Here is a 23912-nt window from a genome sequence, read left to right as displayed (position 1 = left end):
GGTGATTCCTCTCCCGTGGACTTGGTGATCGCCGGAACTGTATGGAGTGGGTGGGCCGGCAGGTCCTGACAGATGTCAGGGCCCGGTGGGCAGCGCGGGTGCGTACGTTCGCGGAAGACCACCGAGACCAGGGGGAATGCCGTGGACAGAGTGCGAAGATCTTGGGCTGCGGGGAGAGCCGGGTGGGGCGAGCGGCCGTGGGGGCGCCGGGTGCGGCTGCTGCTGGCCGCGCTCGTGACAGTGGTGAGCCTCGGACTGCCGGTCGCCTCGGCCTCCCCGGCGGCCGCCGCCACGGGGTGCGCACCGCTCCAGGCCGGTGCGAGCCAGGCGGCGCAGGCGGCCGTCCAGGTCGCGTGCCGTTACGTCGGGCGGCAGTACGCCTGGGGCGGCGGTCACGCGCAGGGGATGCCGGGTCCCAGCCAGGGCATCTACGACGAGTGGTACCCGGAAACCGCCGCGGACCCGACGTACTGGAGCTTCGACTGCATCGGCCTGGTGCGCTGGGCCTGGTACAAGGCGACCGGCCGGGACCTCATCACCGAGCGCACGACGCAGGCGACCTTCGCCGCGCCCGGGTACGCGCACACGAAGCTGCTGAAGTCGCAGGGGTCTGCCGCGCTGCTGCCCGGCGACATCATGTACTTCGGTCCTGAAGGCGCGGGGCCGACGCACGTCGCGCTCTACCTCGGCAACGGGCTGATGGTGGAGGCGCCGGAATCCGGTATGAAGATCCAGGTCAACTCCATCAGTGCCCGCTGGGACCGCTACAAGGGCGCGTTCCGTCCGCACGCCGAGGCCGTGCCGGTGGTCTGGAACTGGGAGGGTCGCGGTTCGTTCCACAAGACGTGGGGCCAGCCCAATCTGCGGCAGGACTCGAACACCGGCAGCCAGATCAACTTCACCAACGGCAACGGCATCTCCGTGGAGGTACGGGTGCTGTGCCAGCGGGTGGGTGAGCGGGCCACGGTCGACGGCATGGTGAACAACGTCTGGTCGTATCTGCCGGACTACAACAGCTGGATCAGCAATCTCTTCGTCCAAGGGCCGGCGTTGCTCAAGGACGTACCATCCTGCGGCGACTTCCCACCGATCGGCGGAACGCTGGCCGGCGCGGAGAACAACACGTCCTGCGGCGACGGCACCCAGCCCGACTCGGCGGGTGCCTGGACGGCGAAGTCGACCACCGTCTTCGGCCGTACCGTGGAACTCCGCTACAACGGCACCACCGAGTGCGCCTGGGGCCGCATCACCGGGGGCACGGTCGGCGACGAGATCTGGGTGGACCGCAGCGCCGACGGAGGCAACACCTGGCAGCCGATGCTGGGCTACACCACCGTCACCTCGGGCAACGACGCGTACACCACCCAGTGGAACGACTCCGGCCTCCTGATGCGCGCCTGCGGCACCAACGGCCGGGGCGGCAGCATCGAATGCACCGGCTGGTTCTGACCGACGGTGCTACACCGCACGGCCGGGTGATCACGGCGTCCCTGCCCTGATCATCCGGCCTCCCGGCTCCCGTCACGCGCCGGCTCACTTCCGCCCGTGCCATCCGCGAGAGCTCCATCGGGTCCTGGCCGACGCCGTCTCGACCGCGCTGCTGGTGGTGCCGGAGACGCTGGCGCCGGTGGAGCAGGCAGTGTTCGTGCTGTGCCAGGCGTCCGCGTTCTCGCGTGCGGAGATCGGGGAGTTCTTCGGGCGGCCCGAGGCGACCGTGCAGCAGATCGTCCACCGGGTCCGTAAGCGCGTGGACGAGCGGTGATCCCGCTTCGGCGCCGACATCGTGTGGCACCACGAAGTCGCCGCGCGGTTCCGGGCGGCATGTGCGGCTCCTGGCTCGGCTCAAGGCCTCCAGCCCCCGGCGGATCAGCCGTAGTTGAGGGACCGAAGGGACTGGCATCCCAGATGGATGCAGCCCCACGACCATGCTCAAGGATGCGGCGCCCCTGAGCTGTTCGGGAGGGTCACTCCGGCGTACGGCGGAGGACTGGCAAGCGTGCTTCTGGCCGTCGTGGGTTCCCGCTTCGACGGGGGCCGGCAGAGCGGAAGCCTAGGAGTTGGGTGCCACGTGGCCGGTGTGGCAACGAGGGCTCACTTGGATTCGGTTCGTCCTACCGGGTTGGAGTCGGCCAGCAGTGCCTCGGATGCCGTTTGCCAGGTAGGGGCGCCAGGGTGGAGTTGGGTGTGGAGGTAGGACGCGGTGAGGTGGGCGAGGGCGGTGACTCGGTCGGGGTTTTCGTCGGTGGTTTCGGCGGCGTCGTAGCCGGCGATTCCGCCGAGTCCGTGTTCCGCGTCGAAGAGGGTGAGCAGGGTTTTGGGGGCGGGGGCGAGCGTGTAGGGGTCGGTGTGCCAGTCCGGTCCCATGTCGGTGAAGTGGTGGGGGTCGTCCTTGTCGCCGGCGACGACCAGTGCGGGGGTGGTCATGGTGGAGAAGTCGACGGCCCCGATGATCGGCCACTGCTGGGCCATGGGGCCGTTGAGGACTTCACCGCCCCTGCCGGGCGCGGCGAGCAGTACGCCTGCCTTGATGCGGGGTTCGGCGAGGTGCACCAGGTTCCCGGTGTCGGGGTCGGTGATTCCGGCGCCGAGGAGGAGGGCGGCGGTGAAGCCTCCGAGTGAGTGTCCTGCGAGGGCGATCTTGGTGGGGTCGATCCGTCCGGCGAGCTGCGGCACGGTGTGCTCGATCACGTCGAGCCGGTCGAGGATGTGGGTCATGTCCTCGGCGCGGGAGCGCCAGAAGTCGGGTGCGCCGGGTGCGTCGGCGACGAGGTGGCTCAGTGTCCTGGAGGTGAGGTGGGTGGGCTGGATGACGATGAATCCGTGTGCTGCCCAGAGGTTGGCCAGCGGTGCGTAGCCGTTGAGTGAGGAGAGGTTGTGGGAGGGGCCGTGGCCGTGGGAGAGGAGGATGACGGGGAGGTCGGTTCCCGTCGTGGGGGCTGAGACGCGCAGCTGGAGGTCTACGGGGCGTCCGGGCACGGAGAGGACTACGGGGCTGAAGGAGAGGACCGGGGTGGGCGTGCTCAGGGTGTCGGTGGTGGGTGTGCTCACGGTGAGGTTCCCTTTTTGAGTGGTGGCTGCCGTGCGGCTCGGCTCTGAGAGTGGCGACAGGGCAGGGGCAGCAGCGGGCCGTTTCGGTTAGGCTGAAGCGGAGCGCTGCTCCATTTAGTATTCGGAGCGCTGCTCCGTTTTGTCAATCGGTGTGGGAGGACGAGGACTCGTGATGGCCGACGAGAGCTCTGCGGGGGAGGCGCCGTCCCGAGGTAAGCGGGCTGACGCGCAGCGCAATCGGGAGACGGTGCTCGCTGCTGCCGCCGCGGTGTTCGTCAGTTCCGGTGTCGACGCGCCGATCCGGCAGATCGCGGCCCAGGCGGGGGTCGGGATGGCCACGATCTATCGCCACTTCCCGACCCGGGCGGATCTTGTCACCGCCGTCTACCGTCATCAGATCGAGGCGTGCGCCGAAGCTGGGCCGAACCTGTTGGGCAGTGCCGAATCACCGCTCGACGCGCTGCGTCAGTGGATCGACCTCTTTGTCGACTTCCTGGTCACCAAGCACGGCCTCGCCGATGCGCTGCAGTCCGACAGCGACCGTTTCGCCGCGTTGCACTCCTACTTCCTGGATCGGCTGCTGCCTGTCTGTGCTCAGCTGCTCGACGCCGCGGTGGAGGCTGGTGACATCAGGGCCGGCACGCAGCCCTACGAGCTGATGCGTGGCATCGGCAACCTCTGCATCGGGCACGACAACGACCCCCGCTACGACCCCCGCCGCCTGATCGCCCTCCTCCTCCAAGGGCTCCAGCAGCAACCCCCCACGTCCTGACGTGCGAGAGGGACGACCAGTGGTCAGGGGGTGGGGGCGGGGGTGGCTGGCCAGTTGCGCAGGAGGGTGTCCAGGGCATCCAGGATGCGGGTCCAGGTTTCCTGGGTGTCGGGGGCGCTGTGGCTGAAGCCGCCGCCCATTTCCAGGCTGATGTAGCCGTGGAAGGTGCTGCCCAGGAGGCGGACGGCGTGGGTCTGGTCGGGTTCTGTCAGGTCGTAGCCGCGCAGGATCGCCCGGGTCATCTGGGAGTGTCTGGCACCGGCGCTGGCTGCGGCTGCTTCCGGGGTGAGGCGTAGTTGGGCTGCGGCGTAGCGGCCAGGGTGTTCGCGGGCGTAGTCGCGGTAGACGTCGGCCAGGGCGGTGAGGGCGTCTTTTCCGGCTCGGCCGGCGAGGGCGGTGGTGCCTCGGTCGGCGAGTTCCTCCAGGGCGAGGAGGGCGATCCTGGTTTTGAGGTCGTGGGAGTTCTTCACGTGCGAGTACAGGCTCGCGACCTTGACGTCGAAGTGTCTGGCGAGTGCGGAGACGGTGACCTGGTCGAAGCCGACCTCGTCGGCGAGGTCGGCGCCGGCCTGTGTGAGGCGTTGTGCGGTCAGTCCTGCGCGCGCCATGGTTCTGGACCTCTCGGAGCCGGTGCGGGGTGGTTCGGCTGAGGTCATCTTGTGTTTGCCTAATGGGTTTAGGCAAACAGTGGGGTGAGGGTCGTCAGGTGGTTGTCGGCCAGGTGCGCAGCAGGGTCGCGATGCGAGGTGTGGTGCAGGTGGGGTCGCGGAGGAGGTCGCGCAGGGCGATCGCGTCGTTGCGGGTGGGCTTGAGGGGGATGCCCGAGGCTTCGAGGTACATGACGCCGGTCGCGGCGGCTACGGCCATGTTGGAGCGCTCCAGCCAGCGGCAGCGGCCGAGGATGTGGACGAGGGCGGCGGCGCGGGCGTAGGGGCCGTCGTAGACCGGCTGGTCCAGGAGTTCGGCCTTGTGGGCTGCCACTGCGGCTACCGGGATGCCGTAGTCGTCGGGGGCGGGGTCGCGGGCGCCAGCGATCTCGGCGACCTGCAGGATCCAGGGGACGTCGATGTGCAGGTCCATTACGCGGCGTGGGCTCCCGGAGCGGTGCGGTCGGCGTCCTCGGCCTCGTCGAAGATCGCCTGGTGTTCGTCGAGGAAGCGGCGGGCGGCGTCCAGGCCGCGGGCTCGCAGGCCGTCGGTGTCTTCGCGGACGAGTTCGGCGATGTAGTCGCCGATGCTCAGGCCGCGGTCCTTGGCTCGGGCCTTGGCGAGTTCGGCGACCTCGTCGTCCACACGGGCGCCCAGTTGCGTCTTTGCCATAGGGGCATGGTAACAGGTGTTACCAGACTTTGTGGGGCGGAGTGCGGTGGGGGCGGCGGTCCGCTCGGACCAGGAGGGGTGAGCGGACCGCCGAGAGGGGGAGGGTTAGGCGATGGCCTGGGCGAAGGTGAAGTAGCGGTGGGGGTCGTAGTTGGCCTTGACGGCCTGGAGGACGGGGTAGTTGCGGCCGTAGTAGGCCTGCTGCCAGTTGGGCAGGGCCGGGTCCATGAAGTTCTGGTAGGACTCGTGGTTGCCGGCTGTCTCGACCGTGGTGAAGGTGGTGTTGAGCCAGGCATCTCCTGCGGCCCGGTCTTCCTGGGTCGGGGCCGCTGTGGTGTGGGCGAGCTGGATGCCTACCTCGAACTCGGTGGTGCGGTGGGAGTAGGCGGTGGCGCCGACGCCGTAGTCGTTGACGCGGCCACCGTAGGAGAGCAGGGCCAGGACGCGGAACTGGCCGGGGCGCAGGGAGGCTTCCATTCGGGCCAGGGTGTCCTGGATGGAGGTGCGGGTCTGGGCCTTGCTGAAGAGTGTGTTGCGGTAGGTGGCGTTGTACTCGCGGGGCAGGACGGCCTCGGGCGAGTAGCCGACGCGGTGGCATTCGCTGACGGTCTGCGTGCCGCAGCCGAAGATGGTCATCATGGCCTGCTGGTAGGGCAGTTCGACGACCTGTCGGGTCACGCTGGCCTTGCCGTGGGACGTCATGAAGGTGTTGAGGGCGGTCTCGGCGGCGGCCTGCGCGCCCGCGTAGGTGCCGGTGAGGATGACGTGCGGCTCGCCGCCCTGGTCGGTCGCCAGGGTGAACAGCAGCTGCGTGTTCAGCTCCCGCGGACCGCTGATGATCCACTGCTGCCAGGCCTGGACGATGTCGGCGGCGTCGGACCAGGCGAAGGTCAGGTTGAACAGCGTGAGGGACGGGATCGAGACCGGGCGTACCTCGTACTCCGTGACAACGCCGAAGTTGCCGCCGCCTCCGCCGCGCAGGGCCCAGAACAGGTCCGGGTTGTCGTTGGCCGTGGCCGTGACCGACTTGCCGTCGGCCAGGACCACCCTCGCCGAGACCAGGCGGTCGGCGGCCGTGCCGTACTTGCGGGATGCCGGGCCGAGGCCGCCGCCCTGGAGGAAGCCGCCCATCGCGACCGTGGGGCAGGTGCCGGAGACGACCTGGAGACCCAGCGCGGAGAGGGTGTTGGTGATGTCGACGCCCTGGGCGCCGGGGCCGAGGCGGACCGTGGATCCCGTGGTGCGCACGGAGTTGAGGCGGGAGACATCGACGACCAGGCCGGGCGAGGTGGAGTAGCCGGCGTTGCTGTGGCCGCCGCTGCGGACCGAGAAGGCGAGGCTGTTGTTCTGGGCGAAGCGGATACAGGTGGCGACGTCGGACGCGGTCTTGCAGTACGCGACCGCCTGGGGGTGGATCGCGTCCCACTTGGCCTGGTGGAGCTGGATCGCCTGACCGTAGGTGGACTCGCCGGGCAGCACGAGGGTGCCGTTGAGTGCGGCTCGCAGGCTGTCCCAGGAGGGCGCGGCTGACGCGGAGCCGGCTCCGGCCAGCAGCATCCCGCCGGTCGAGACGGTCAGCGCGGCGGTCGCGCCAACGCCTGCACCGGTGCGTATGAGCGAGCGTCTGCTGATCACAGGATCCCCTTTGTGGTCGCGTTCCTGGCCACGGCGTAGCGAGCTGCCGTACGCGTGGGTCGTACGGGGCGAGCCTTTCGGGTGTCCCTTGCACACGGCTAAATCTGCCGATAGTCGGATGTGGAGGGCGGGGTTGGGGATGGTGGGTGGGGTCGGAGGGTCAGGGGGCGGGCTGGTGTGTGCGGGGGTGGACCACGCCGGCTCCGTAGGCGATGGCGACCAGGCCGGCCCGGCGGCGGGCGCCGAGTTTGACCATGGTGCGTCTGACGTGGGTGCGGGCGGTGAAGTGGGAGATGACCAGGCGGTCGGCGATCTCCCGGATGGACAGGCCTGCGCCGGTCAGGGCCAGGACCTCGCGTTCGCGTGGGGTGAGGCGGTCCAGGGCGGGGAGGGGAGAGCGCTGTACGCAGGCGTCGATCAGGGGCCAGGTGATCCGGGGTGACAGCACCGCCTGGCCGTCGGCGACCAGGCGTACCGCACGGGGTAGCCGGTCGTCGTCGGTGTCCTTGAACAGCAGGCCGTGGGCGCCTGCTTGCAGGGTCTCGAGGGCCGCGTGCAGTGGCTCGGGGTCGGCGAGCACCAGTACGGGGATGCGGTGCGGGCCCTGCGTGAGGCGTCGGATCAGTCCGGTGCCGTGGGCGCCGGTTCCGGGTAGTCGCGGGTCGGTCAGGACCACGTCGGGGATGCGACGCTCGAGCTGGGTGTGGACCTCCGCTTCGTCCGAGCAGGTGGCCATGACCTCCAAGTCGGGCTCGGCGGCCAGGAGTGCGGCGCGGCGGGCCCGCCGGCCTGTGCAGGGTTCGGCCAGGACAAGAGTGGTGGTGCTCTTCGGGAGGGTTGCCGAAGGATGGGTCATGACGCAGTGTGCGCATGTGGTGGCAGAGGATCGCTAAAGGCCGGATCCGGGTGTGGTGGGGAGAGGCGGGGAGGAGTGGTTCAGCGGGGCGCTTTTCGGGTGGCTCGTAGCCATTCCTTGTTCATGGCGGTGATGGAGACCAGCGGGATGCCCTTGGGGCAGGCGGTCGCGCATTCCCCAGCCAGCGTGCAGCCTCCGAAGCCCTCGTCGTCCATCTGCGCGACCATGTCCAGTACACGGGTCTCCCGCTCCGGCGCCCCCTGCGGCAGCACGTTGAGATGGTTGACCTTGGCCGAGGTGAACAGCATCGCGGCCCCGTTGGGGCAGGCGGCGACGCAGGCCCCGCAGCCGATGCACTCCGCGTGCTCGAACGCGAAGTCCGCGTCCGGCTTCGGCACCGGCGTGGCATGGGCCTCCGGTGCGGCGCCGGTGGGTGCGGTGATGTAGCCGCCGGCCTGGATGATCCGGTCGAAGGCGGTGCGGTCGACGACCAGGTCCTTGATCACCGGGAACGCGGAGGCCCGCCACGGCTCGATGTCGATCGTGTCGCCGTCCTTGAAGGACCGCATGTGCAACTGGCAGGTCGTGGTGCGTTCCGGGCCGTGCGCGTCGCCGTTGATGACCAGGGAGCAGGCGCCGCAGATGCCTTCGCGGCAGTCGTGGTCGAAGGCGACCGGGTCCTCGCCGCGCAGGATGAGTTCCTCGTTGAGGGTGTCGAGCATCTCCAGGAACGACATGTCCGAGGAGATGCCGTCCACCTCGTACGTGGACATGGCACCGTCGGCGTCGGCGTTCTTCTGCCGCCAGACGCGCAGGGTGAGCTTCATGCGTAGCTCCGCTGAGTGGGGTGGACGTACTCGAAGACCAGGTCTTCCCGGTGCAGAACAGGGGCATCACCGGTAGCGGTGAATTCCCAGGCGGCCGCGTAGGCGAACTCCTCATCCCGGCGCGCCGCCTCCCCCTCGGGAGTCTGGGACTCCTCACGGAAGTGACCGCCGCAGGACTCCGCGCGGTGCAGCGCATCCAGGCACATCAGCTCGGCGAGTTCCAGGTAGTCGACGATCCGGTTCGCCTTCTCCAGCGACTGGTTGAACTCCTCACCGACGCCCGGGACCTTGATGCGGCGCCAGAACTCCTCCCGGATCTGCGGGATGCGCTCCAGCGCCTTGCGCAGACCGGCATCGGTGCGGGCCATGCCGCAGAACTCCCACATCAACTCGCCGACCTCGCGGTGGAAGGAGTCGGGGGTGCGGTCGCCGTCCACGGACAGGAGGCGGTTGAGCCGGTCCTCGGTCTCCGCCAGCACCTCGTGCACGGCCGGGTGTTCGGCAGTCACGGTGGACTGGTGGGGGTTGCGGGCCAGGTAGTCGTTGATGGTGGCCGGCAGGACGAAGTACCCGTCCGCCAGCCCCTGCATCAGCGCGGAGGCGCCGAGCCGGTTCGCCCCGTGGTCGGAGAAGTTGGCCTCACCGACCGCGAACAGGCCAGGGATCGTGGTCTGGAGGTCGTAGTCGACCCACAAACCGCCCATCGTGTAATGCACGGCCGGGTAGATCCGCATCGGGACCTCGTACGGATCCTCATCCGTGATCCGCTGGTACATGTCGAAGAGGTTGCCGTACTTGGCCTCGACGGCTTTACGGCCCATCCGCGCGATGGCGTCGGCGAAGTCGAGGTAGACGCCCTGGCCGCCCGGGCCCACTCCCCTGCCCTCGTCGCAGACGTTCTTCGCGGCGCGGGAGGCGATATCCCGCGGGACCAGGTTGCCGAACGACGGATAGATCCGCTCCAGGTAATAGTCCCGCTCCTCCTCCGGAATCTGGTGCGCGGGACGGGTGTCGCCCTTGGCCTTCGGCACCCAGATCCGGCCGTCATTACGCAGCGACTCGCTCATCAGCGTGAGCTTGGACTGGTGGTCGCCGGTGCGCGGGATGCAGGTGGGGTGGATCTGCGTGAAGCAGGGGTTGGCGAAATACGCGCCACGCCGGTGCGCCCGCCAGACGGCGGTGGCGTTGGAGTTCATGGCGTTGGTCGACAGGTAGAAGACGTTGCCGTAACCACCGGAAGCCAGCACGACGGCATCAGCGAAGTAGGTGTCGACCTTGCCGGTGACGAGGTCCCGTGCGACGATCCCGCGCGCCTTCCCGTCGATGACGATCAGGTCGAGCATCTCGGTACGTGCGTGCATCTCGATGTTTCCGGCGGCGATCTGCCGGCTCAGCGCCTGATACGCACCCAGCAGCAACTGCTGCCCCGTCTGACCCCGGGCGTAGAACGTCCGCGACACCTGCACCCCACCAAAGGAGCGCGTGTCCAGCAGACCGCCGTACTCCCGCGCGAACGGCACCCCCTGCGCCACACACTGGTCGATGATCTCCACCGAGATCTGCGCCAGCCGGTGCACATTCGACTCCCGCGCCCGGAAGTCCCCGCCCTTGACGGTGTCGTAGAACAGCCGGTGAATCGAGTCGCCGTCATTGCGGTAGTTCTTCGCCGCGTTGATACCGCCCTGCGCGGCAATCGAATGCGCCCGTCGCGGGGAGTCCTGATAGCAGAACTGCACGACGTGGTAACCCTGTTCAGCGAGCGTCGCACCCGCGGAACCACCCGCCAGACCAGTACCGACGACAATCACCGTGTGCTTGCGCCGGTTCGCCGGATTCACCAGCTTGGCCTCGAAACGGCGCTTGTCCCAGCGCTCGTTGACCGGGCCGGAGGGTGCCTTGCCGTCGATGAGCGGCTCACCGGTCTCGTAATCCACGTACGAAGTCATCTTCAGCTCACCACTCCGGTCATCACGCTCACGGGCACGACGAGGAAGCCGACCGTGAGCAGTAGTGCGAGGACATTGGCTGTGGCCTTCAGGGCGCGGTCTCGGGTGCGGTTGCCGGCGCCCAACGTCTGGGCGGCGCTCCAGAAGCCGTGCCGGATGTGCAGGCCCAAAGCCGAGACCGCCGCGAAATAGACCACGTTGCCGTACCAAGTGGAGAAGGTGTCCACGACGTTCTGGTAGGGGCGGCCTTTCTCGAAGCCGCCTGAGTGGACCGTGCCGGTCGTCAGGTCCAGCAGGTGCCAGATGATGAACAGGCCGAGGATGATCCCGCCCCAGCGCAGGGTTCTCGTCGCGTAGGTGGTTCTCTGCTTCTTGTGGACGTACGGGGTGGGGCGTGCCTTGATGTCGCGGCGGCTGAGTTGGTAGGCGGAGATTCCGTGGGCGACGACCGCGATCACCAGCACGATGCGTAGGCCCCACAGGACCCATTCGTAGTGCAGGGCCGGTTCCCCCAGGGTGCGCAGCCAGTGGGCGTATTCGTTGAAGTCGTCGGTGCCGAAGAAGATCTTCAGGTTGCCGAGCATGTGAAGGACCAGGTACAGCAGCATGATCAGACCGCTGACGGCCATGACGGTTTTCTTGCCGATGGAGCTGTCCCACAGGGTGCGTGCCATGGACGGTCGTCGGTCTGTCCGCGTTGCCAGAGCCATGTCATAAGACGGTAGGGCGGGGCGGGTCGAGAGATCCAAGACGGACGCTGGAGCGGGGCTCGGCGGCCGTGGTGGGCGGGGGGTGTGGTCCGTGGATGGCAAGCGCATGGCAAGGGCCGCGTGGGGGCGTGTACGGCGTATGGCAGGACGGGCCGGGTCGGGGGCGGGCGTGGCAGCGGGCAGGGGGGCAAAGGCGGTTCTGCGTGCGAGTGCGGGCCTCGAAGGGCGGTTTCGTTGACGGGTGTTGACGTCTGTCGGCACGCTCGCTGCATCCCGATCCGCCGAAGCGGGAGACACGAGATGACAGAGCCGACGTACTCGCCGACGTATCCGCTGACACACCTTTGGAGCCGCGTATATGGCAGCGCTGCACCGCCCTGGGCGGGTCCACCGGGCGCGGTGGTCTGTGCTTGAGGGTGCGACCTGAGGGTGGGCTTGGCCCGCTTCTGCTCGACGCCGTCCGGCTGACCCGCCGCTGCTTCTGACGCGCTGGTTCGGCTCTTCCTCTCCCCCGTTCTCGCGGCCCGGACCGCCGCACCACGTCGCTCACCCGGGCCCGTGTCCGTTGCTGCCCTTCGACTGCCCGAAAAGTTAAGAAAAGGACGTTATGACCCTCGCCATCGCGCATCCCCTCGTACCGGCCCGGTCTGGCGGCCGTGTGCGAGGGATACGGGCCGGCGGACGGGGTGCGGGCGAGCGTCGAGCGCCTCATCGCCGCCCAGGCGGCCCACCGCTACCACCGACCGAGCCTGCCCGAGGAGTGAACCCACCATGCTGAGGACGCTGATCGTCGGTTTCGGCCGCTCCGGCCACGGACTGCACTGGAGTGTGCTGCGCCGTCTGCGCCGTATGGAGCGCTATGCCGGACTCTTCTCCGACGAGCCACCCGTCGTCTATGACGCCGACCCTCGCACGCCGCAGCTGTCGGACTCCGATGTGATCGCCGTGGACAGTCTGACCCGGGCGCGGGAGCTGCTGGACCCCGAGAACACCATCGTTCATCTTTGCACCCCGCCCACCCACCGCCTGGCCCCGCTGACCCAGCTCGCCGATCTCGGTTTCCGCAAGATCCTCGTGGAGAAGCCCCTGGTGGCCACCGTTGCCGAGCTGCCCGCCATCGATGACCTGCGGCGCGAGCGCAAGCTGGAGCTCATGGTGGTCGCGCACTGGCTCCAGAGCGCGCTGACCCTGCGCCTGCACGATCTGGTGCAGGGCGGTGAACTGGGCGAGCTGGAGACGGTGTTCATCGCCCAGCGCAAGCCCCGGATCACCCGCACGCTGGCCACCGAGGGGCATCCGACCGCCTTCGACGTGGAGCTCCCGCACTCGGTGGGGGTGGTGCTGTCGCTGGCCGGCGAGGCGAAGACCGTGGGTGCCGAGCTGCGCGATCTGCGGGTGAAGAACGTCGTGGTGCCCGAGATGGGTGCCGCACGGCTCTTCCTGGACCACACCGCGGGCTGCCAGACGGAGATCTTCTCCGACCTCGCCTCACCGCTGCGGGAGCGGGTCATCCGGCTCGGCTTCAGCCGGGGCTGGGCGGTGGGCCACTACCCGATCAGCGAGAGCGACGACCACGCGCACCTGACCACCTCCATCGAGGGCCTGGCTCCGCAGCCGGTGTTCCGCGACGACTCGCTCGCCCGGTTCCTGGTGCACGCCTACGAGCAGTTCGCCTACGGCGCCGACCTGGAGCCCGACTTCCAGCTCAACGCCGGTGTGACCACCCTGCTCGCCGAGGCGAAGGAGCACGCGCGGCTGTCCCGTCTGGGGGCCGAGGTCTCGGCCTTCCAGCCGGAGGTCGTGCCTCATGCTTCCTGACCGCACCGTGGCCGTCGGCCCGCTTCCGCGGGGGGAGGCGGTGCCCGGGATCCTCTACGCCGGTATCGGCGACGAGGCCGGACGCAGCCTCGACCACCAGATCGCGGCGGTCACGAGCCTGGGCTGGCAGCTGATCGAGCTGCGCAGCATCGACGGGGTCGCCCTCGCCGACCTGGACGGCGAAGCCTTCGACACCTGCGTGCGCACGGTACGTGCGGCGGGGCTCGGCATCGCCTGCGTGGACTCGCGGATCGCCGACTGGTCACGGCCGATCAGCCAGGGCATCGACGCCGATCTGTGGGAGCTGGAGCGGCTCGGCCCCCGCTGCGCGGCGCTCGGCACCCGCTACGTGAGAGTCATGTCGTATCCCAACGACGGTCTCGACGACGCCGACTGGGGCGCCGAGGTGATCCGCCGGATGCGGGTGCTGACCGCACGAGCCGCCGAGTACGGGCTGGTGCTCCTGCACGAGAACTGCGCCGGCTGGGCGGGGCGCAGCGCGGAGCGGATGTGGCGGCTGCTGACCGAGGTCGACAGTCCCGCGCTGCGGCTGCTGTTCGACACCGGCAACGGTGCCGCCTACCACTACCGGGCCTACGACGAGCTGGTGCGGCTGCTGGAGCTCTGTCCGGAGGCTGTAGCCCACGTCCACGTCAAGGACGCCGTGGGCAGTGGAACCGGCGCCGCCTACACCCTGCCGGGCGAGGGCGAGAGCCGGGTGGCGGACTGTCTGCGGCTGCTGCTGGAGGCCGGTTACGCCGGCGTCTGGTCGATCGAACCGCATCTGGCGCTGCGGCCCCACGAGAGCCGTACCGAGCTGGGCGATGACGGGCCCGTCCTGTTCGCCGAGTACGGCCGCCACCTCGAGCAGCTCGTCGCCACCGAAGTCCTTGATCCCCACCGTACCGTTCGAGAGGAGTCCAGTCGTGTCCGCTCCGACCGCTGAGGGAACGCGCCACGCGCCGCTGACCCGAGACGACGACCAGCTGCTGCTGCATCTGCTGTCGCTGACCACGGCCGGCCCGCTGGAGGGCACGCCGAACGGTGAGGTCCGGCTGTGGGAGGCCCAGCGCGCCTACGCGGAGGCGGCCCGCGCTTTCGGGTTCACCGTCGAGTGGCACGGCGTGTGCGCGGCGGAGGAGCTCACCGACGAGCAGGTGCCGGCCGCGGTGCGTGCCGCGATCGCCCGCGATCCCGAGTTCCTGCGGGTGCAGCCCAGTCTGGTGCTGCGGTTGGGGCCGGAGCTGCCCCGGCAGTCGACGGTGATGTTCAACGTGCACATGGACACCGTCGCCGGGCGGCAGCCGGTGAAGCTGGACGGTGACACGTTCTTCGGGCGTGGCGCCATCGACGCGAAGGGGCCCGCGGTGGCGCTGCTCGCCGGCATCCGCGCGGCGGCCGCCGAGGATCCGCGGATCGGCACCGAGATCGGTGTGCTGATCCAGGTGGTGTCCGGTGAAGAGGGCGGCGCCATGGGGGTGTTCGGCACCCGGCCGCTGGTCGAGCAGGGGTACACGGGCCGGCTGAACATCTTCTGCGAGCCCACCCGCGGCCGGCTGCTGACCCGCTCCACGGCCGCGATGACCGCCCGCGTGCAGGTCGACGGGGACGACGCGATCGACGACGCCCCGGCTGCCGGGCACAACGCGAGCGTGCTGCTGGGCCATCTGGCCGGGCACCTGGCGCTGACGCTGCCCACCCAGGCCGGCAGCGGGCAGGTGTGCGTGGCGGGCCTGCAGACCGGGCCGCTGCACAACAAGGTCTACGGCAGTGGGCAGTTACTGCTGAACCTGTCGTACGGCTCCGCCGCCGAGGGCGCCGCTCTGGAGAAGGCGCTGCACGACGAGGTGCGGGCGGGGCTCACCGGGTTCCGTGCCCTGTTCGCCGACAGCACGCTGCTGGCGAAGACCGCCGCGGACAGTGCGCTGATCACCCGGGTGGACTGGCTCAAACGACGCCTTCCCACGCTGGACGCCCACGACGGCTGGGCCGAGGAGCTGCTGACCGGGCGGGTGGGTCTGCCCCGCTGGCCCGCCGACCTGCCGGCCTTCACCTGCGACGCGATCTGGACGGGCGGCCTGCCGGGGGTGTTCACCGCGGTGCTCGGGCCGGGCGACCTGGAGGCCAACCACGCGCATGCCGACAGCGAGTTCGCCGAGCGGGCCGAGCTGGAGGCGTTCGCGGGGGACGTGGCCGGGCTGCTGACCGCGTTCGCCGCGACCGCGCACACCGAACTGCTCTGAGGGCGGGCCGGACCTCACGACCCGGGGGCCGGTCATGGCCCCTGTCGATCCGTCACGGCCCCTGTGAATTTCTGTGAATGAGGAGAAGATGACCACCACTGCGACCGTCGACCGCACCGCCGTTCGCCTGGACTATGACGAGCTGGCCGGATTCACCGCCGAGGTGTTCACCCGGCGCGGTCTGGCCCCCGACCGGGCCGAGATAGCCGCCCGTGCCCTGGTCCACGGCGACCTGACCGGTGTCACCTCGCACGGCCTTGCCAACCTGACCCGGCTCTATCTGCCGCTGTTCGACGACAAGCGCGCCGATCCCGCCGCCGACCTGGAGATCGTCGCCGACCGGGGCGCGGCCCTGCTCGTCGACGCGCACGACGCGCTGGGCCTGTGGTCGGCGCGGGCCGCGATGGATCTGGCCCTGGAACGCGCCGGGACCCACGGCGTCGGCATGGTGTCGCTGTACAACGGCACCCACTTCGGATGCGCCGGCCACTTCACCGCGCACGCGGCCGAGCAGGGCGCCCTCGGGTTCCTGGCCGGCAACTGCGGTGGCCAGCGCATCATCCGGCCGCCGGGCGCCGCGGAGGCGCTGCTGGGCACCAACCCGTTCTCGATCGCCGCACCGGCCGGGCCGTACCCGCCGTATGTGCTGGACATGTCGACCACGGTGGTGCCGACCGGCCGGGTGCGGGCAGCGGCCCGTGCGGGACGGTCGGTACCGGAGGGCTGGCTGGTCGACGATGCGGGCCGGCCGGTCACCGACCCGACGGCGTTCGACCGTGGCGAGGCCCATCTGCAGTGGCTGGGCGGCCGGCCGGAGACCGGCTCGTACAAGGGCTACGCGCTGAGCCTGATGGTGGAGGCGCTGGCGGCGCTGCTGCCGGGTGCCGAGATGGGCCCGACGTCCACCAAGGGCCGTGACGACAACATCGGCTTCTTCGTCCTGGCCATTGCGCCGGGCAGGCTGCGCGACCAGGGCACGTTCCTCCAGCAGTCCGAGGAGCTGTTCGGTGCGCTGCTCGACGCCCCCGCCCTGGACCCCGACTCCCCCGTGCGCTACCCGGGCTGGCCCGAGGCGCAGCACGCCCGCGCCGCCCGTGAGCACGGCGTTCCGCTGGCCGCCCCGCTCTTCGCCGAGCTGGAGACGGTCGCCGCCCAGCACTCCCTGACCGTTCCGACCCCCCTTGGAGAGACCCGATGACCACGCAGCCCCGCATCCGTATCGGCATCATCGGCCTGGGCGTCATCTCCCGCTTCTACGTCGACGCGCTGGCCGGCGAGGTCCAGGACATCGAACTGGCCGCGGTGTGCGACCTGAACGAGGCCACCCTCGAACCACACCGGGGCACCATCCCGGTCTTCACCGACCACCGGGAGCTGCTGGCCTCGACCGAACTGGACGCGGTCGTCGTCAACGTCCCCAACGACGTGCACTTCGAGGTCTGCCGGGACGCCCTGGCCGCGGGCGTGGCGGTGTGTGTGGAGAAGCCGCTCGGCATCACCGTGCAGCAGGGGCGCGCGCTGCGTGACCTGGCCGAGGAGAAGGGGGTGGCGCTGTTCACGGCCTACCACCGCCGCTACAACACCAACGTCCTGGACCTGCTGGCCTCACTGCCGGCGGATGTCCCGGTGGAACGGCTCACCGTGCGCTACTGGGAGAAGATCGAGGAGCACGTCGGCAAGGACCGCTGGTATCTCGACCCGGCGCGCTGCGGTGGCGGCTGCGTGGCGGACAACGGGCCCAACGCCTTCGACGTGGTGCACCTGTTCCTCGGCGACGACGTCGCCTTCAAGGAGGCCAGCGTGGGCCGCGACCAACAGGGCATCGACCGGCTGGCGGTGATCACCCTTCAGGACACCGAGGGTGTCACGGCCGTGGTGGACCTGGACTGGGCCTACGAGCACGGGGAGCGCAAGGACGTCGAGGTCCTCCTCGCCGACGGCCGCCTCCTGACGACCGACATGCTGGCCGGCTATCCGGACTTCAAGAGCTCCCTGGCCCACGAGTACGTCGGCGTGCTGCGGGAGTTCGGCGAAGTACTGCGCGGCGAGCGGGCGACCTGGCCCAACGGTCTGGCCACGCTCGAGCTCGTCGGCCAGGTCTACGCCGCCGAACCCCCCGCCGGCCGGAGCTGAACCGGCGTGGCCCCGCCCCGCCGCCGACCCCCCGCCTCACCTCCCGCCACGTACCGCCAAGGAGCCGAACGTCATGGCACACCCGGAGAACGGCCGTAAGAAGAGCGTCGACGGCACCGTCGTCAAGGTCCTCAAGCACCACCGTGACGACCGGGGCATGGTGCTCGAGGAGCACACCAGCCGGTGTGTGCAGCGCGGCGAGGTGCATGAGCTGGTCACCACCGACCAGGTGGACACGCCGCCGGGTGGCACCGTCGACCGGGTCGGGTTCCTCGGCTTCGCGGAGATCGCCGGTGCCGGTGTGCTGGATCGCGGCGACGAGGTGTGGGTGGGCCGGGAGCGGATCGGCACGGTCCTGGGGTGGGACGCCTGCCACTTCCCCAACCACTACAACATCCTGATCGCCTGTGACCCGCCGCGCACCGGCCCGGAGGTCGGTCTGGAGCCGGGCGCCGGTATCCGCTTCGTGCCGGCCGCCGGTCACCGGGCCCGCGAGGAGGAACTGGGCTCGCTGCTGGCCACGGTGGACTCCCCGCGGGACCTGCGCCGTCTGGACCACGACGCGCTGCGGTCGCTGGCCGGTGAGATCCGGGACCTGCTGGTGCGCAAGGTCCCCGAGAAGGGCGGGCACCTGGGCTCGAACCTCGGCGTGGTGGAGCTGTCCCTCGCACTGCACCGGGTGTTCGAGTCGCCGCGGGACCAGATCCTGTGGGACATCGGCCACCAGACGTACGCGCACAAGATCCTCACCGGGCGCGCCGACCGGTTCGACTCGCTGCGCCGGGCGGGCGGTCTGTCGGGCTATCCCTCGCAGGCCGAGTCGGTGCACGACCTGGTGGAGAACTCGCACGCCTCCACCGCCCTGTCCTACGCCGACGGTCTGGCCAAGGCGCATCAGCTCAACGGTGAGCGGGAGCGTGCGGTCGTCGCGGTGATCGGTGACGGCGCGCTGACCGGCGGTATGGCCTGGGAGGCCGTCAACAGCATCGCGGCGGCCAAGGACCGGCCCGTCGTCATCGTCCTCAACGACAACGGCCGCTCGGCCGCTTCGGGGGCCGGGCGGGCGACCCGGCTGCGCGGCTCGCCCGCCTACGAGCGGTTCCTGGAGTGGGGCAGGGTCGTCGCCAAGCGGACCCCGGTCCCCGGCGGCACGCTGTACGAGGGCCTGCACGGTGCCCGGCAGAACCTGCGGGAGGTGGCCGCCGCGCAGAACCCGTTCGAGGGGCTGGGCCTCAAGTACGTCGGTCCGGTCGACGGGCACGACATCGAGGCCCTGGAGAGGGCGCTGGAACAGGCCCGGCAGCACGGCGGGCCGGTCCTGGTGCACACCGTGACCGTCAAGGGCGCCGGTCATACGCCCGCCGAGAGCGACGATCCGGACCGCTACCGGGCCCGGGGCTCCTACACCGCGCGAGCCCGACGCGGTGAGGCCGCCGCCGCGCCGGAGCGCACCTGGACGTCGGTGTTCTCCCAGGAGTTGGCCACGGCGGGCCGCGAGCGCCGTGACGTGGTCGCGGTCACCGCCGGGCTGATGGAGCAGAAGGGTCTGTCGGCGTTCTCCCAGGCCTTTCCCGAGCGGACCTTCGACATGGGGGTGGCCGAGCAGCATGCGGTCACCTCGGCGGCCGGGCTCGCGCTGGGCGGTCTGCATCCGGTGGTGGCGATGCACGCCATGTCCGTCAACCGGGCCTTCGACCAGGCACTGCTGGATGTGGCCCTGCACCGGCTGCCGGTGACGCTCGTACTGGACCGGGCCGGGGTGACCGGCGACGACGGGGCGAGCCGCAACGGTGTGTGGGACATGTCGATCCTGCAGATGGTGCCGGGACTGCGGATCGCCGCGCCGCGGGACGGCAGGCGGCTGGGCGAACTGTTCCGGGAAGCCGTGGCCGCCGACGGGCCGACCGCGGTGCGTTTCCCCGACGGAGTGGTGGACGCGGACCTCGACGCGGTCGACACGATCGGCGGGATCGACGTGCTGCACCGCGGCCAGAGCGAGGACGTCCTGATCGTCGCGGTCGGTTCGATGGCGCAGACCGCGCTGGACACCGCCGACCTGCTGGCCGGCGAGGGCGTCGGCTGCACCGTCGTCGACCCGCGCTGGGTCAAGCCCGTCGACCCCGGTCTCATACCTCTGGCCGCCCGGCACCGGCTGGTGGTGACCGTCGAGGAGAACGAGCTGACCGGGGGCGTGGGTTCGGCGGTCGCGCAGGCACTGCGGGCGGCCGGGGTGGACACCCCGCTGCGGAAGTTCGGTATCGCCCAGGAGTTCCTGGAGCACGGCGAACGCGCCGAGATCCTGCGGAAGTTGAGTCTCACCTCGGGAGACATCGCCCTGCACATCGCCGCCACACTCGACCGGCAGGGCGCCGGGGTGCGGCCGGTCGGCACGGCTGCCTGAGCGCTCCGCCGGAAGTGCAGTGGACGCGTTGTTGCTTGTCTGCGGCGCCGTCGTGGCTGGTCGCGCAGTTCCCCGCGCCCCTTCGGGGCGCTGCCGCACCTGGGCGGAGCAGTCCCCGGGGCGGGCGGTCAGGTGGTGGGCAGCGTGTCCTGGAGGCGGTGGCGCAGGACACGGCCGGTCTCGGAGCGAGGGAGCGCCGGGACCAGTTCGAGGCGGGCGGGCAGGTGGGAGGTGAGGATGCCCCGGGCCAGCAAGTGGGCGCGCAGGTCGAGGAGGGAGGGCGGGTCGCCCTCGGGGACGACGACGGCACAGGCGAGCTCGCCGTGTTCGGGGTCGGTGCTGGCGACGACGGCGGCTTCGGCGACGTGCGGATGGGTCAGCAGGTGTTCCTCGACCTCGGTGACGGGGACCAGGAAGACACCGCCGACCTCTTCGACCGTGTGGTCCTCCTCGTGCGGGCCGGCCGGCAGGCCGGTGTCGGTCCAGTCGTCCCCGTCCCAGACCGGGCGCAGCCCACCACTCTCGCGCTGCCATACCGCCAGCGGTGAGGCGGGGCCGCGGCGGTGCCGGCCGGTGTCGGCCAGGGCCGGGTCGCCGTCGGCGTCCCGCGCAGGACTCGTCGTCACGTCCAGCGGCACCCGCAGCGTCTCGTGGACCTGGTGCGCCAGGCGCGTGCTGGCGCCGGCCCGGCCGGGAAGGAGCGCGTGCTCGAGCCGACTGGGCGGGCGCGGCCGCTGTTCCTGGGCGGCGGCCAGTTCCGCCCACTGCGCGGGGGTGGCCAGCGCCGCGCGCACCTCGGCCGAGGCCATCAGGTCCAGGGCGGTCTCCGGGTCCCAGACGTCCTGCAGAACCACGGTGGTGCCGTGGGTGAGCGGGCCGACCATCGTGTGCAGCAGAGACGGCAGCGTGGCCAGCGGCAGTGCCGTGAACGCGGTGACCCGCGAACGCGGATCCAGGCCGGCGTGCAGGGTGTTGGGGGTGTGCATGGCCATGCTGTGTGCGCGGTGCAGGCCCAGTGAGGTGACGGCGAGACTGATCCGGTCGGCCAGGCCGGCGGGCAACGGCAGCCAGCCGTCGCGCCGGTAGCGCTCGTGAGGGGTGTGCACGAAGTGCCGGGTGAAGTCGACCGCGCCGGTGGCGGCCGCGTCGCCCAGGACCACCCGATGGCGCAGCCAGGGCAGGGTGGGCGCGAGGTCGGCCAGGACCTGGGCGGGAGTGGTGCCCTCCCACCGGTCGGGGACGACACAGATCCGGGCCTGCGCCGCGCCGAGAACACTCTCCAGGTCACGGGCCCCGTAACCGGCCATCACGGGCACGGCGACGGCGCCGATCCGCAGACACGCCAGCAGCAGGGCGCAGGTCTCCCACCGGTTGGGCAGTTGGAAGGCGACGGGGTCACCGGCACGTACGCCGAGGGCGTCCAGGGCGTGCGCGAACCGGTCGACGTAGCCGACGAGCTGGCCGTAGGAGATGCGCAGTACACGGGTGGCGGCCGGGTGGTGAGCGCGGTGAGCGACGATCGCGGTGCGGTGCGGGTGTGCCGCGGCGTTGCGGTGCAGGTCGTGCAGGAGTGTGGCGGAGCGCCAGTGTCCCTCGCCGGTGAAGCGGCGGACCTGCTCGGCGGGCGGCCGTACGGCGGCCAGCAGATCGGCGAGGGGGACACTGCCGTCAGGGGAGATCGGCGCCCGGGCGGCGGGCGCCGGAGGTTCCGCCGCCCGCGGGCCGGTACGCAGGGTGGGGCTGTGCGGTGCGGGACGGGATGCCGTCATCAGCGTCTCCTGCCGACGGCCCAGGCCACTTGGACCCTGGAGCGGCAGCCGAGCTTGCGCATCACGTTGCGGACGTGGTTGACGACCGTCCACTCGGCGATCTTGAGCCGGGAGGCGATCTGGCGGTTCGTCATTCCCTCGGCGACCAGGAGCGCCACCTGGAGCTGGCGGGGGGTGAGTGCGGCGGCCTCGCCGCGCTCGGCGCCCTGGCCCGGCTCGACCGCGGCGAGCGCTTCGCCGACCATCGTCTCGGGCCGCAGGCGCAGCCCTTCGACCCAGGCGGTGGCGAACACGCTCCAGCCGAGTTGGCTGCGCAGTTCGGTGACCGCGCCCTGGAGGCGGTCCCAGCGTTCGCCGTCGACCTTCACGCCGGTTCGGCGACGCAGGTTCTCGGCGGCGGCCAGCAGCCGGGTGGCGCGCTGCGGCTGGCCGGCGCCGCGCTGGACGAGCAGGGCGAACGTGTCGAGCGCCGCGGCCAGTTCGGTGCGCTCGTCGATCGAGTCGTACAGGGTCAGGCTCTGCCGCAGCGCCGACTGCGCCCCGGCCTCGTCGTCCTCGTCCCAGGCGAGCTGGGCCCGCAGGTGCAGGGTGCGGGCCAGATCGCGGATCTCGCCGTTCTGTCGCTGGATCCGCTCGGCCCGCTCCAGCAAGGAGAGGGCGTCCTGGGGCTGGTCGGAGGCCATCATCACCTCGGCGAGCGAGGCGGCGGCCTCCGCAGATCCCACGGTGTCGCCCTGTCCTTCCAAGGCGGCGCGGGCCGCGATCAGCAGGGACCGGCCCACCGCCTGGTCACCGCACCGGAACAGCGCGTGCCCCATGCGGGCCGAGGCCAGCGCCCCGGCCCTGGCGTCGCGCAACCGCTTGTACAGGGCGACGGCCCGGCGGTGCCGGTGCGCGGCTCCGTCATGGTCGCCGAGAGCGGCGGCGAGCAGACCGGCGCCGGTGTACAGCCGGGCCCGCAGCCGCAGGTCCGTCTCGTCCTCGTTGCCGGACCGGCCGTCCGCCTCGTGCATGGCCTGTGCGGTGGAGTCGAACCAGTGCAGGCCCGGCTTGAGTTCGCCGCGGACCAGCCAGGGCCGCAGGCAGGCGGTGACCAGGGCGGCGCGCGGCGCGAGGTCGGGTCCTTCGGCCACGTCGTCGAGGGCGGCCAGGACGTTGTCGTGCTCGGCGGCGGCCAGCCGCAGCCAACGCTGCTGCTCGGAGCCGTGGAAGCGGCCTTCGAGGGAGTGCATCAGCTTCTGGTAGTGGCGGGTGTGGACCCGACGGGCCGCCGCGGCCTCCTCCGCGTCGCCGTCGAGGACGGAGAGGCTGTGGACGCGGATGGTGCGCGACATCGTCAGCCGGCTGTCGGTGTGCTGTCTCTCGTCGAGCCGGAGCAGGTTGCGGTCGAGGAGTTCCTCGATCGCGGCGGCGGTCTCGGCAGGAGACAGCGGGGATATCTTCTCGGCGGTGGCGAGGGTGGCGCCCTGCCGGAACAGGGCGAGCCGGGCGAGCAGCGTCCGCTGGCCGTCGGTCAGGCCGCGGCAGCTCCATTCGGCGGCGGCGAGCAGGGAGCGCTGCCGGGGCGGTACGTCGACGAGCCCGGCCAGGTGGCTGTCGCCGCCCCGGTGCAGCCACGACTGCACCTCCTGGAGCGGGAACAGCCGCAGCCGGCGTGCGGCCAGTTCCAGGACGAGGGGTACGCCCTCCAGCAGGTTGCAGATGTCGACGACGGAGGTGACGTTCTCGGCCGTGAGCGCGAATCCGGGGTTCACCTCGTGAGCGCGGCGGGTGAACAGTTGCACGGCCGGGTTGTCCTGGACGTCGGCGACGTCGGGTTCGAAGAGCGGGCCGGGCGGGGGCAGCGGCGCGACGGGCACCACCTGCTCGCCGTAGATACGCAGGACCTCCTGGCCGGTGGCGAGGACGGTGAGCCAGGGGCAGGCGGCCAGGTGATCGGCGACGACCGGGGCCAGCCGGGCGGCGATGTGCTCCACCCCGTCGAGGATCAGCAGTGCTCGGGGGTGGGGCTCGAGGCCGCTCCTCGGGTCGGGCGCGGTGCCGCTCGCCGTCGACGGTTCGTGCGCTGCGGGAAGGGGGCGGCGCAGTGCGTCGACGGCGCGGGCGACGGCGGCCACCGCCTCTTCGGGGCCGGGGCAGGCGGGCAGGTCCACAGTGCGGATGCCACCGGGGAAGGTGTCGTCGAGCAGATGGGCGGCCTCGGCGGCCAGGCGGCTCTTGCCCACGCCACCGGCGCCGGCGAGCGTGATCAGCCGAAGGGAGGAGTCCTCGAGCCGTCCGCACACCGACGTCAGCTCCAGTTCGCGACCCACCATCTCCGTCGTCGGCTCGTGCACCGGCAAATCGGTCAGCATGTTTCCCCTCAGGACCACCGGGCGCCGACTTGCGCCACAGGCTCGGGTACTCCCGGTACTCCACGGTGTGCGACTGAACGC

At 70.7% G+C, this 23912-nt stretch carries 20 protein-coding genes; 9 read left to right on the top strand and 11 right to left on the bottom strand.

Going from position 1 to position 23912, the window contains the following annotated elements; translation table 11 throughout:
- Positions 1-210 precede the first annotated feature (210 nt).
- Complete coding sequence (locus tag ACIOHP_RS38315) at positions 211-1449, top strand: NlpC/P60 family protein (RefSeq protein WP_401894690.1); 1239 nt, start codon at positions 211-213, stop codon at positions 1447-1449.
- A 154-nt stretch (positions 1450-1603) separates the two neighbouring features.
- On the top strand, positions 1604-1762 hold the full coding sequence (locus ACIOHP_RS38310) for a sigma factor-like helix-turn-helix DNA-binding protein (protein ID WP_401894688.1): 159 nt from the start codon (positions 1604-1606) through the stop codon (positions 1760-1762).
- A 329-nt stretch (positions 1763-2091) separates the two neighbouring features.
- Here ACIOHP_RS38310 and ACIOHP_RS38305 read toward each other — a convergent pair whose 3' ends face one another.
- Positions 2092-3048: an alpha/beta hydrolase family protein gene (locus tag ACIOHP_RS38305; protein WP_401894686.1), complete on the bottom strand. Its 957-nt coding sequence runs from the start codon at positions 3046-3048 to the stop codon at positions 2092-2094.
- 172 nt (positions 3049-3220) lie between these two features.
- On the opposite strand from ACIOHP_RS38305, the gene ACIOHP_RS38300 reads away from it, so the two are divergent.
- Positions 3221-3820, top strand: coding sequence for a TetR/AcrR family transcriptional regulator (locus ACIOHP_RS38300; RefSeq protein WP_401894683.1), 600 nt, complete (start codon positions 3221-3223; stop codon positions 3818-3820).
- A 23-nt stretch (positions 3821-3843) separates the two neighbouring features.
- Here the strand turns inward: ACIOHP_RS38300 and ACIOHP_RS38295 are convergent, their stop codons facing one another.
- The 8 genes from ACIOHP_RS38295 to ACIOHP_RS38260 form a co-directional block, all read right to left on the bottom strand.
- Complete coding sequence (locus ACIOHP_RS38295) at positions 3844-4428, bottom strand: TetR/AcrR family transcriptional regulator (protein WP_401894681.1); 585 nt, start codon at positions 4426-4428, stop codon at positions 3844-3846.
- Between the two features lie 94 nt (positions 4429-4522).
- A complete protein-coding gene (locus ACIOHP_RS38290) occupies positions 4523-4900 on the bottom strand; it encodes a fic family toxin-antitoxin system, toxin component (RefSeq protein WP_361560152.1) in 378 nt (125 codons plus the stop codon).
- The gene (locus tag ACIOHP_RS38285) at positions 4900-5139 is read right to left on the bottom strand and encodes a hypothetical protein (protein ID WP_327722968.1); all 240 of its coding nucleotides are present in this window, start codon (positions 5137-5139) and stop codon (positions 4900-4902) included. The genes ACIOHP_RS38290 and ACIOHP_RS38285 overlap by 1 nt, the downstream gene beginning before the upstream one ends.
- A gap of 105 nt (positions 5140-5244) precedes the next feature.
- Positions 5245-6774 (bottom strand): FAD-binding oxidoreductase, encoded by a 1530-nt coding sequence (locus ACIOHP_RS38280; protein WP_401894679.1) that lies wholly within the window; start codon positions 6772-6774, stop codon positions 5245-5247.
- A gap of 160 nt (positions 6775-6934) precedes the next feature.
- On the bottom strand, positions 6935-7630 hold the full coding sequence (locus ACIOHP_RS38275; protein ID WP_401894677.1) for a LuxR C-terminal-related transcriptional regulator: 696 nt from the start codon (positions 7628-7630) through the stop codon (positions 6935-6937).
- A gap of 80 nt (positions 7631-7710) precedes the next feature.
- Positions 7711-8457 (bottom strand): succinate dehydrogenase/fumarate reductase iron-sulfur subunit, encoded by a 747-nt coding sequence (locus tag ACIOHP_RS38270; RefSeq protein ID WP_401894676.1) that lies wholly within the window; start codon positions 8455-8457, stop codon positions 7711-7713.
- Positions 8454-10403, bottom strand: coding sequence for a fumarate reductase/succinate dehydrogenase flavoprotein subunit (locus tag ACIOHP_RS38265; RefSeq protein WP_401894674.1), 1950 nt, complete (start codon positions 10401-10403; stop codon positions 8454-8456). Before ACIOHP_RS38265 ends, ACIOHP_RS38270 begins: the two co-directional genes overlap by 4 nt.
- Positions 10404-10405: 2 nt before the next feature.
- Positions 10406-11077, bottom strand: a complete 672-nt coding sequence (locus ACIOHP_RS38260) for a succinate dehydrogenase (RefSeq protein WP_401894672.1) — start codon at positions 11075-11077, stop codon at positions 10406-10408.
- Positions 11078-11884: 807 nt separating this feature from the next.
- Between ACIOHP_RS38260 and ACIOHP_RS38255 the strand changes: the two genes are divergently transcribed.
- The 6 genes from ACIOHP_RS38255 (at position 11885) to dxs (ending at position 19708) form a co-directional block, all read left to right on the top strand.
- Positions 11885-12931 (top strand): Gfo/Idh/MocA family oxidoreductase, encoded by a 1047-nt coding sequence (locus ACIOHP_RS38255; RefSeq protein WP_401894670.1) that lies wholly within the window; start codon positions 11885-11887, stop codon positions 12929-12931.
- Complete coding sequence (locus ACIOHP_RS38250; protein ID WP_401894669.1) at positions 12921-13877, top strand: sugar phosphate isomerase/epimerase family protein; 957 nt, start codon at positions 12921-12923, stop codon at positions 13875-13877. The genes ACIOHP_RS38255 and ACIOHP_RS38250 overlap by 11 nt, the downstream gene beginning before the upstream one ends.
- Entirely contained in the window at positions 13858-15174 is a 1317-nt protein-coding gene (locus tag ACIOHP_RS38245; protein ID WP_401894667.1) for a M20/M25/M40 family metallo-hydrolase, read from the top strand. Before ACIOHP_RS38250 ends, ACIOHP_RS38245 begins: the two co-directional genes overlap by 20 nt.
- 88 nt (positions 15175-15262) lie before the next feature.
- The gene (locus ACIOHP_RS38240) at positions 15263-16372 is read left to right on the top strand and encodes an Ldh family oxidoreductase (RefSeq protein WP_361561141.1); all 1110 of its coding nucleotides are present in this window, start codon (positions 15263-15265) and stop codon (positions 16370-16372) included.
- Positions 16369-17307 carry a Gfo/Idh/MocA family oxidoreductase gene (locus tag ACIOHP_RS38235; protein WP_361561143.1) on the top strand — a complete coding sequence of 313 codons (939 nt, stop codon included), beginning with the start codon at positions 16369-16371 and terminating at the stop codon, positions 17305-17307. Before ACIOHP_RS38240 ends, ACIOHP_RS38235 begins: the two co-directional genes overlap by 4 nt.
- A gap of 73 nt (positions 17308-17380) precedes the next feature.
- On the top strand, positions 17381-19708 hold the full coding sequence (dxs, locus tag ACIOHP_RS38230) for a 1-deoxy-D-xylulose-5-phosphate synthase (RefSeq protein WP_401894664.1): 2328 nt from the start codon (positions 17381-17383) through the stop codon (positions 19706-19708).
- A 128-nt stretch (positions 19709-19836) separates the two neighbouring features.
- Here dxs and ACIOHP_RS38225 read toward each other — a convergent pair whose 3' ends face one another.
- Together ACIOHP_RS38225 and ACIOHP_RS38220 are read right to left on the bottom strand one after the other, a co-directional pair.
- Complete coding sequence (locus tag ACIOHP_RS38225) at positions 19837-21477, bottom strand: AMP-binding protein (RefSeq protein ID WP_401894662.1); 1641 nt, start codon at positions 21475-21477, stop codon at positions 19837-19839.
- Positions 21477-23831, bottom strand: coding sequence for an ATP-binding protein (locus ACIOHP_RS38220; protein ID WP_401894661.1), 2355 nt, complete (start codon positions 23829-23831; stop codon positions 21477-21479). Before ACIOHP_RS38220 ends, ACIOHP_RS38225 begins: the two co-directional genes overlap by 1 nt.
- Between the last annotated feature and the right edge of the window lie 81 nt (positions 23832-23912).

The sequence above is a fragment of the Streptomyces sp. NPDC087859 genome (assembly GCF_044742595.1).
Taxonomy (GTDB): Bacteria; Actinomycetota; Actinomycetes; order Streptomycetales; family Streptomycetaceae; genus Streptomyces; species Streptomyces canus_F.
Note: the sequence above shows the minus strand (reverse complement) of the source record. Positions and strands in the feature narration are given on the sequence as shown.

Bases quoted from the DNA above. Each gene is read 5' to 3' on its own strand.
- ACIOHP_RS38300 (WP_401894683.1), top strand. From the start codon at position 3,221: ATGGCCGACGAGAGCTCTGCGGGGGAGGCGCCGTCCCGAGGTAAGCGG.
- ACIOHP_RS38295 (WP_401894681.1), bottom strand. From the start codon at position 4,428: ATGGCGCGCGCAGGACTGACCGCACAACGCCTCACACAGGCCGGCGCC.
- ACIOHP_RS38290 (WP_361560152.1), bottom strand. From the start codon at position 4,900: ATGGACCTGCACATCGACGTCCCCTGGATCCTGCAGGTCGCCGAGATC.
- ACIOHP_RS38285 (WP_327722968.1), bottom strand. From the start codon at position 5,139: ATGGCAAAGACGCAACTGGGCGCCCGTGTGGACGACGAGGTCGCCGAA.
- ACIOHP_RS38275 (WP_401894677.1), bottom strand. From the start codon at position 7,630: ATGACCCATCCTTCGGCAACCCTCCCGAAGAGCACCACCACTCTTGTC.
- ACIOHP_RS38270 (WP_401894676.1), bottom strand. From the start codon at position 8,457: ATGAAGCTCACCCTGCGCGTCTGGCGGCAGAAGAACGCCGACGCCGAC.
- ACIOHP_RS38265 (WP_401894674.1), bottom strand. From the start codon at position 10,403: ATGACTTCGTACGTGGATTACGAGACCGGTGAGCCGCTCATCGACGGC.
- ACIOHP_RS38260 (WP_401894672.1), bottom strand. From the start codon at position 11,077: ATGGCACGCACCCTGTGGGACAGCTCCATCGGCAAGAAAACCGTCATG.
- ACIOHP_RS38255 (WP_401894670.1), top strand. From the start codon at position 11,885: ATGCTGAGGACGCTGATCGTCGGTTTCGGCCGCTCCGGCCACGGACTG.
- ACIOHP_RS38250 (WP_401894669.1), top strand. From the start codon at position 12,921: ATGCTTCCTGACCGCACCGTGGCCGTCGGCCCGCTTCCGCGGGGGGAG.
- ACIOHP_RS38240 (WP_361561141.1), top strand. From the start codon at position 15,263: ATGACCACCACTGCGACCGTCGACCGCACCGCCGTTCGCCTGGACTAT.
- ACIOHP_RS38235 (WP_361561143.1), top strand. From the start codon at position 16,369: ATGACCACGCAGCCCCGCATCCGTATCGGCATCATCGGCCTGGGCGTC.
- dxs (WP_401894664.1), top strand. From the start codon at position 17,381: ATGGCACACCCGGAGAACGGCCGTAAGAAGAGCGTCGACGGCACCGTC.
- ACIOHP_RS38225 (WP_401894662.1), bottom strand. From the start codon at position 21,477: ATGACGGCATCCCGTCCCGCACCGCACAGCCCCACCCTGCGTACCGGC.
- ACIOHP_RS38220 (WP_401894661.1), bottom strand. From the start codon at position 23,831: ATGCTGACCGATTTGCCGGTGCACGAGCCGACGACGGAGATGGTGGGT.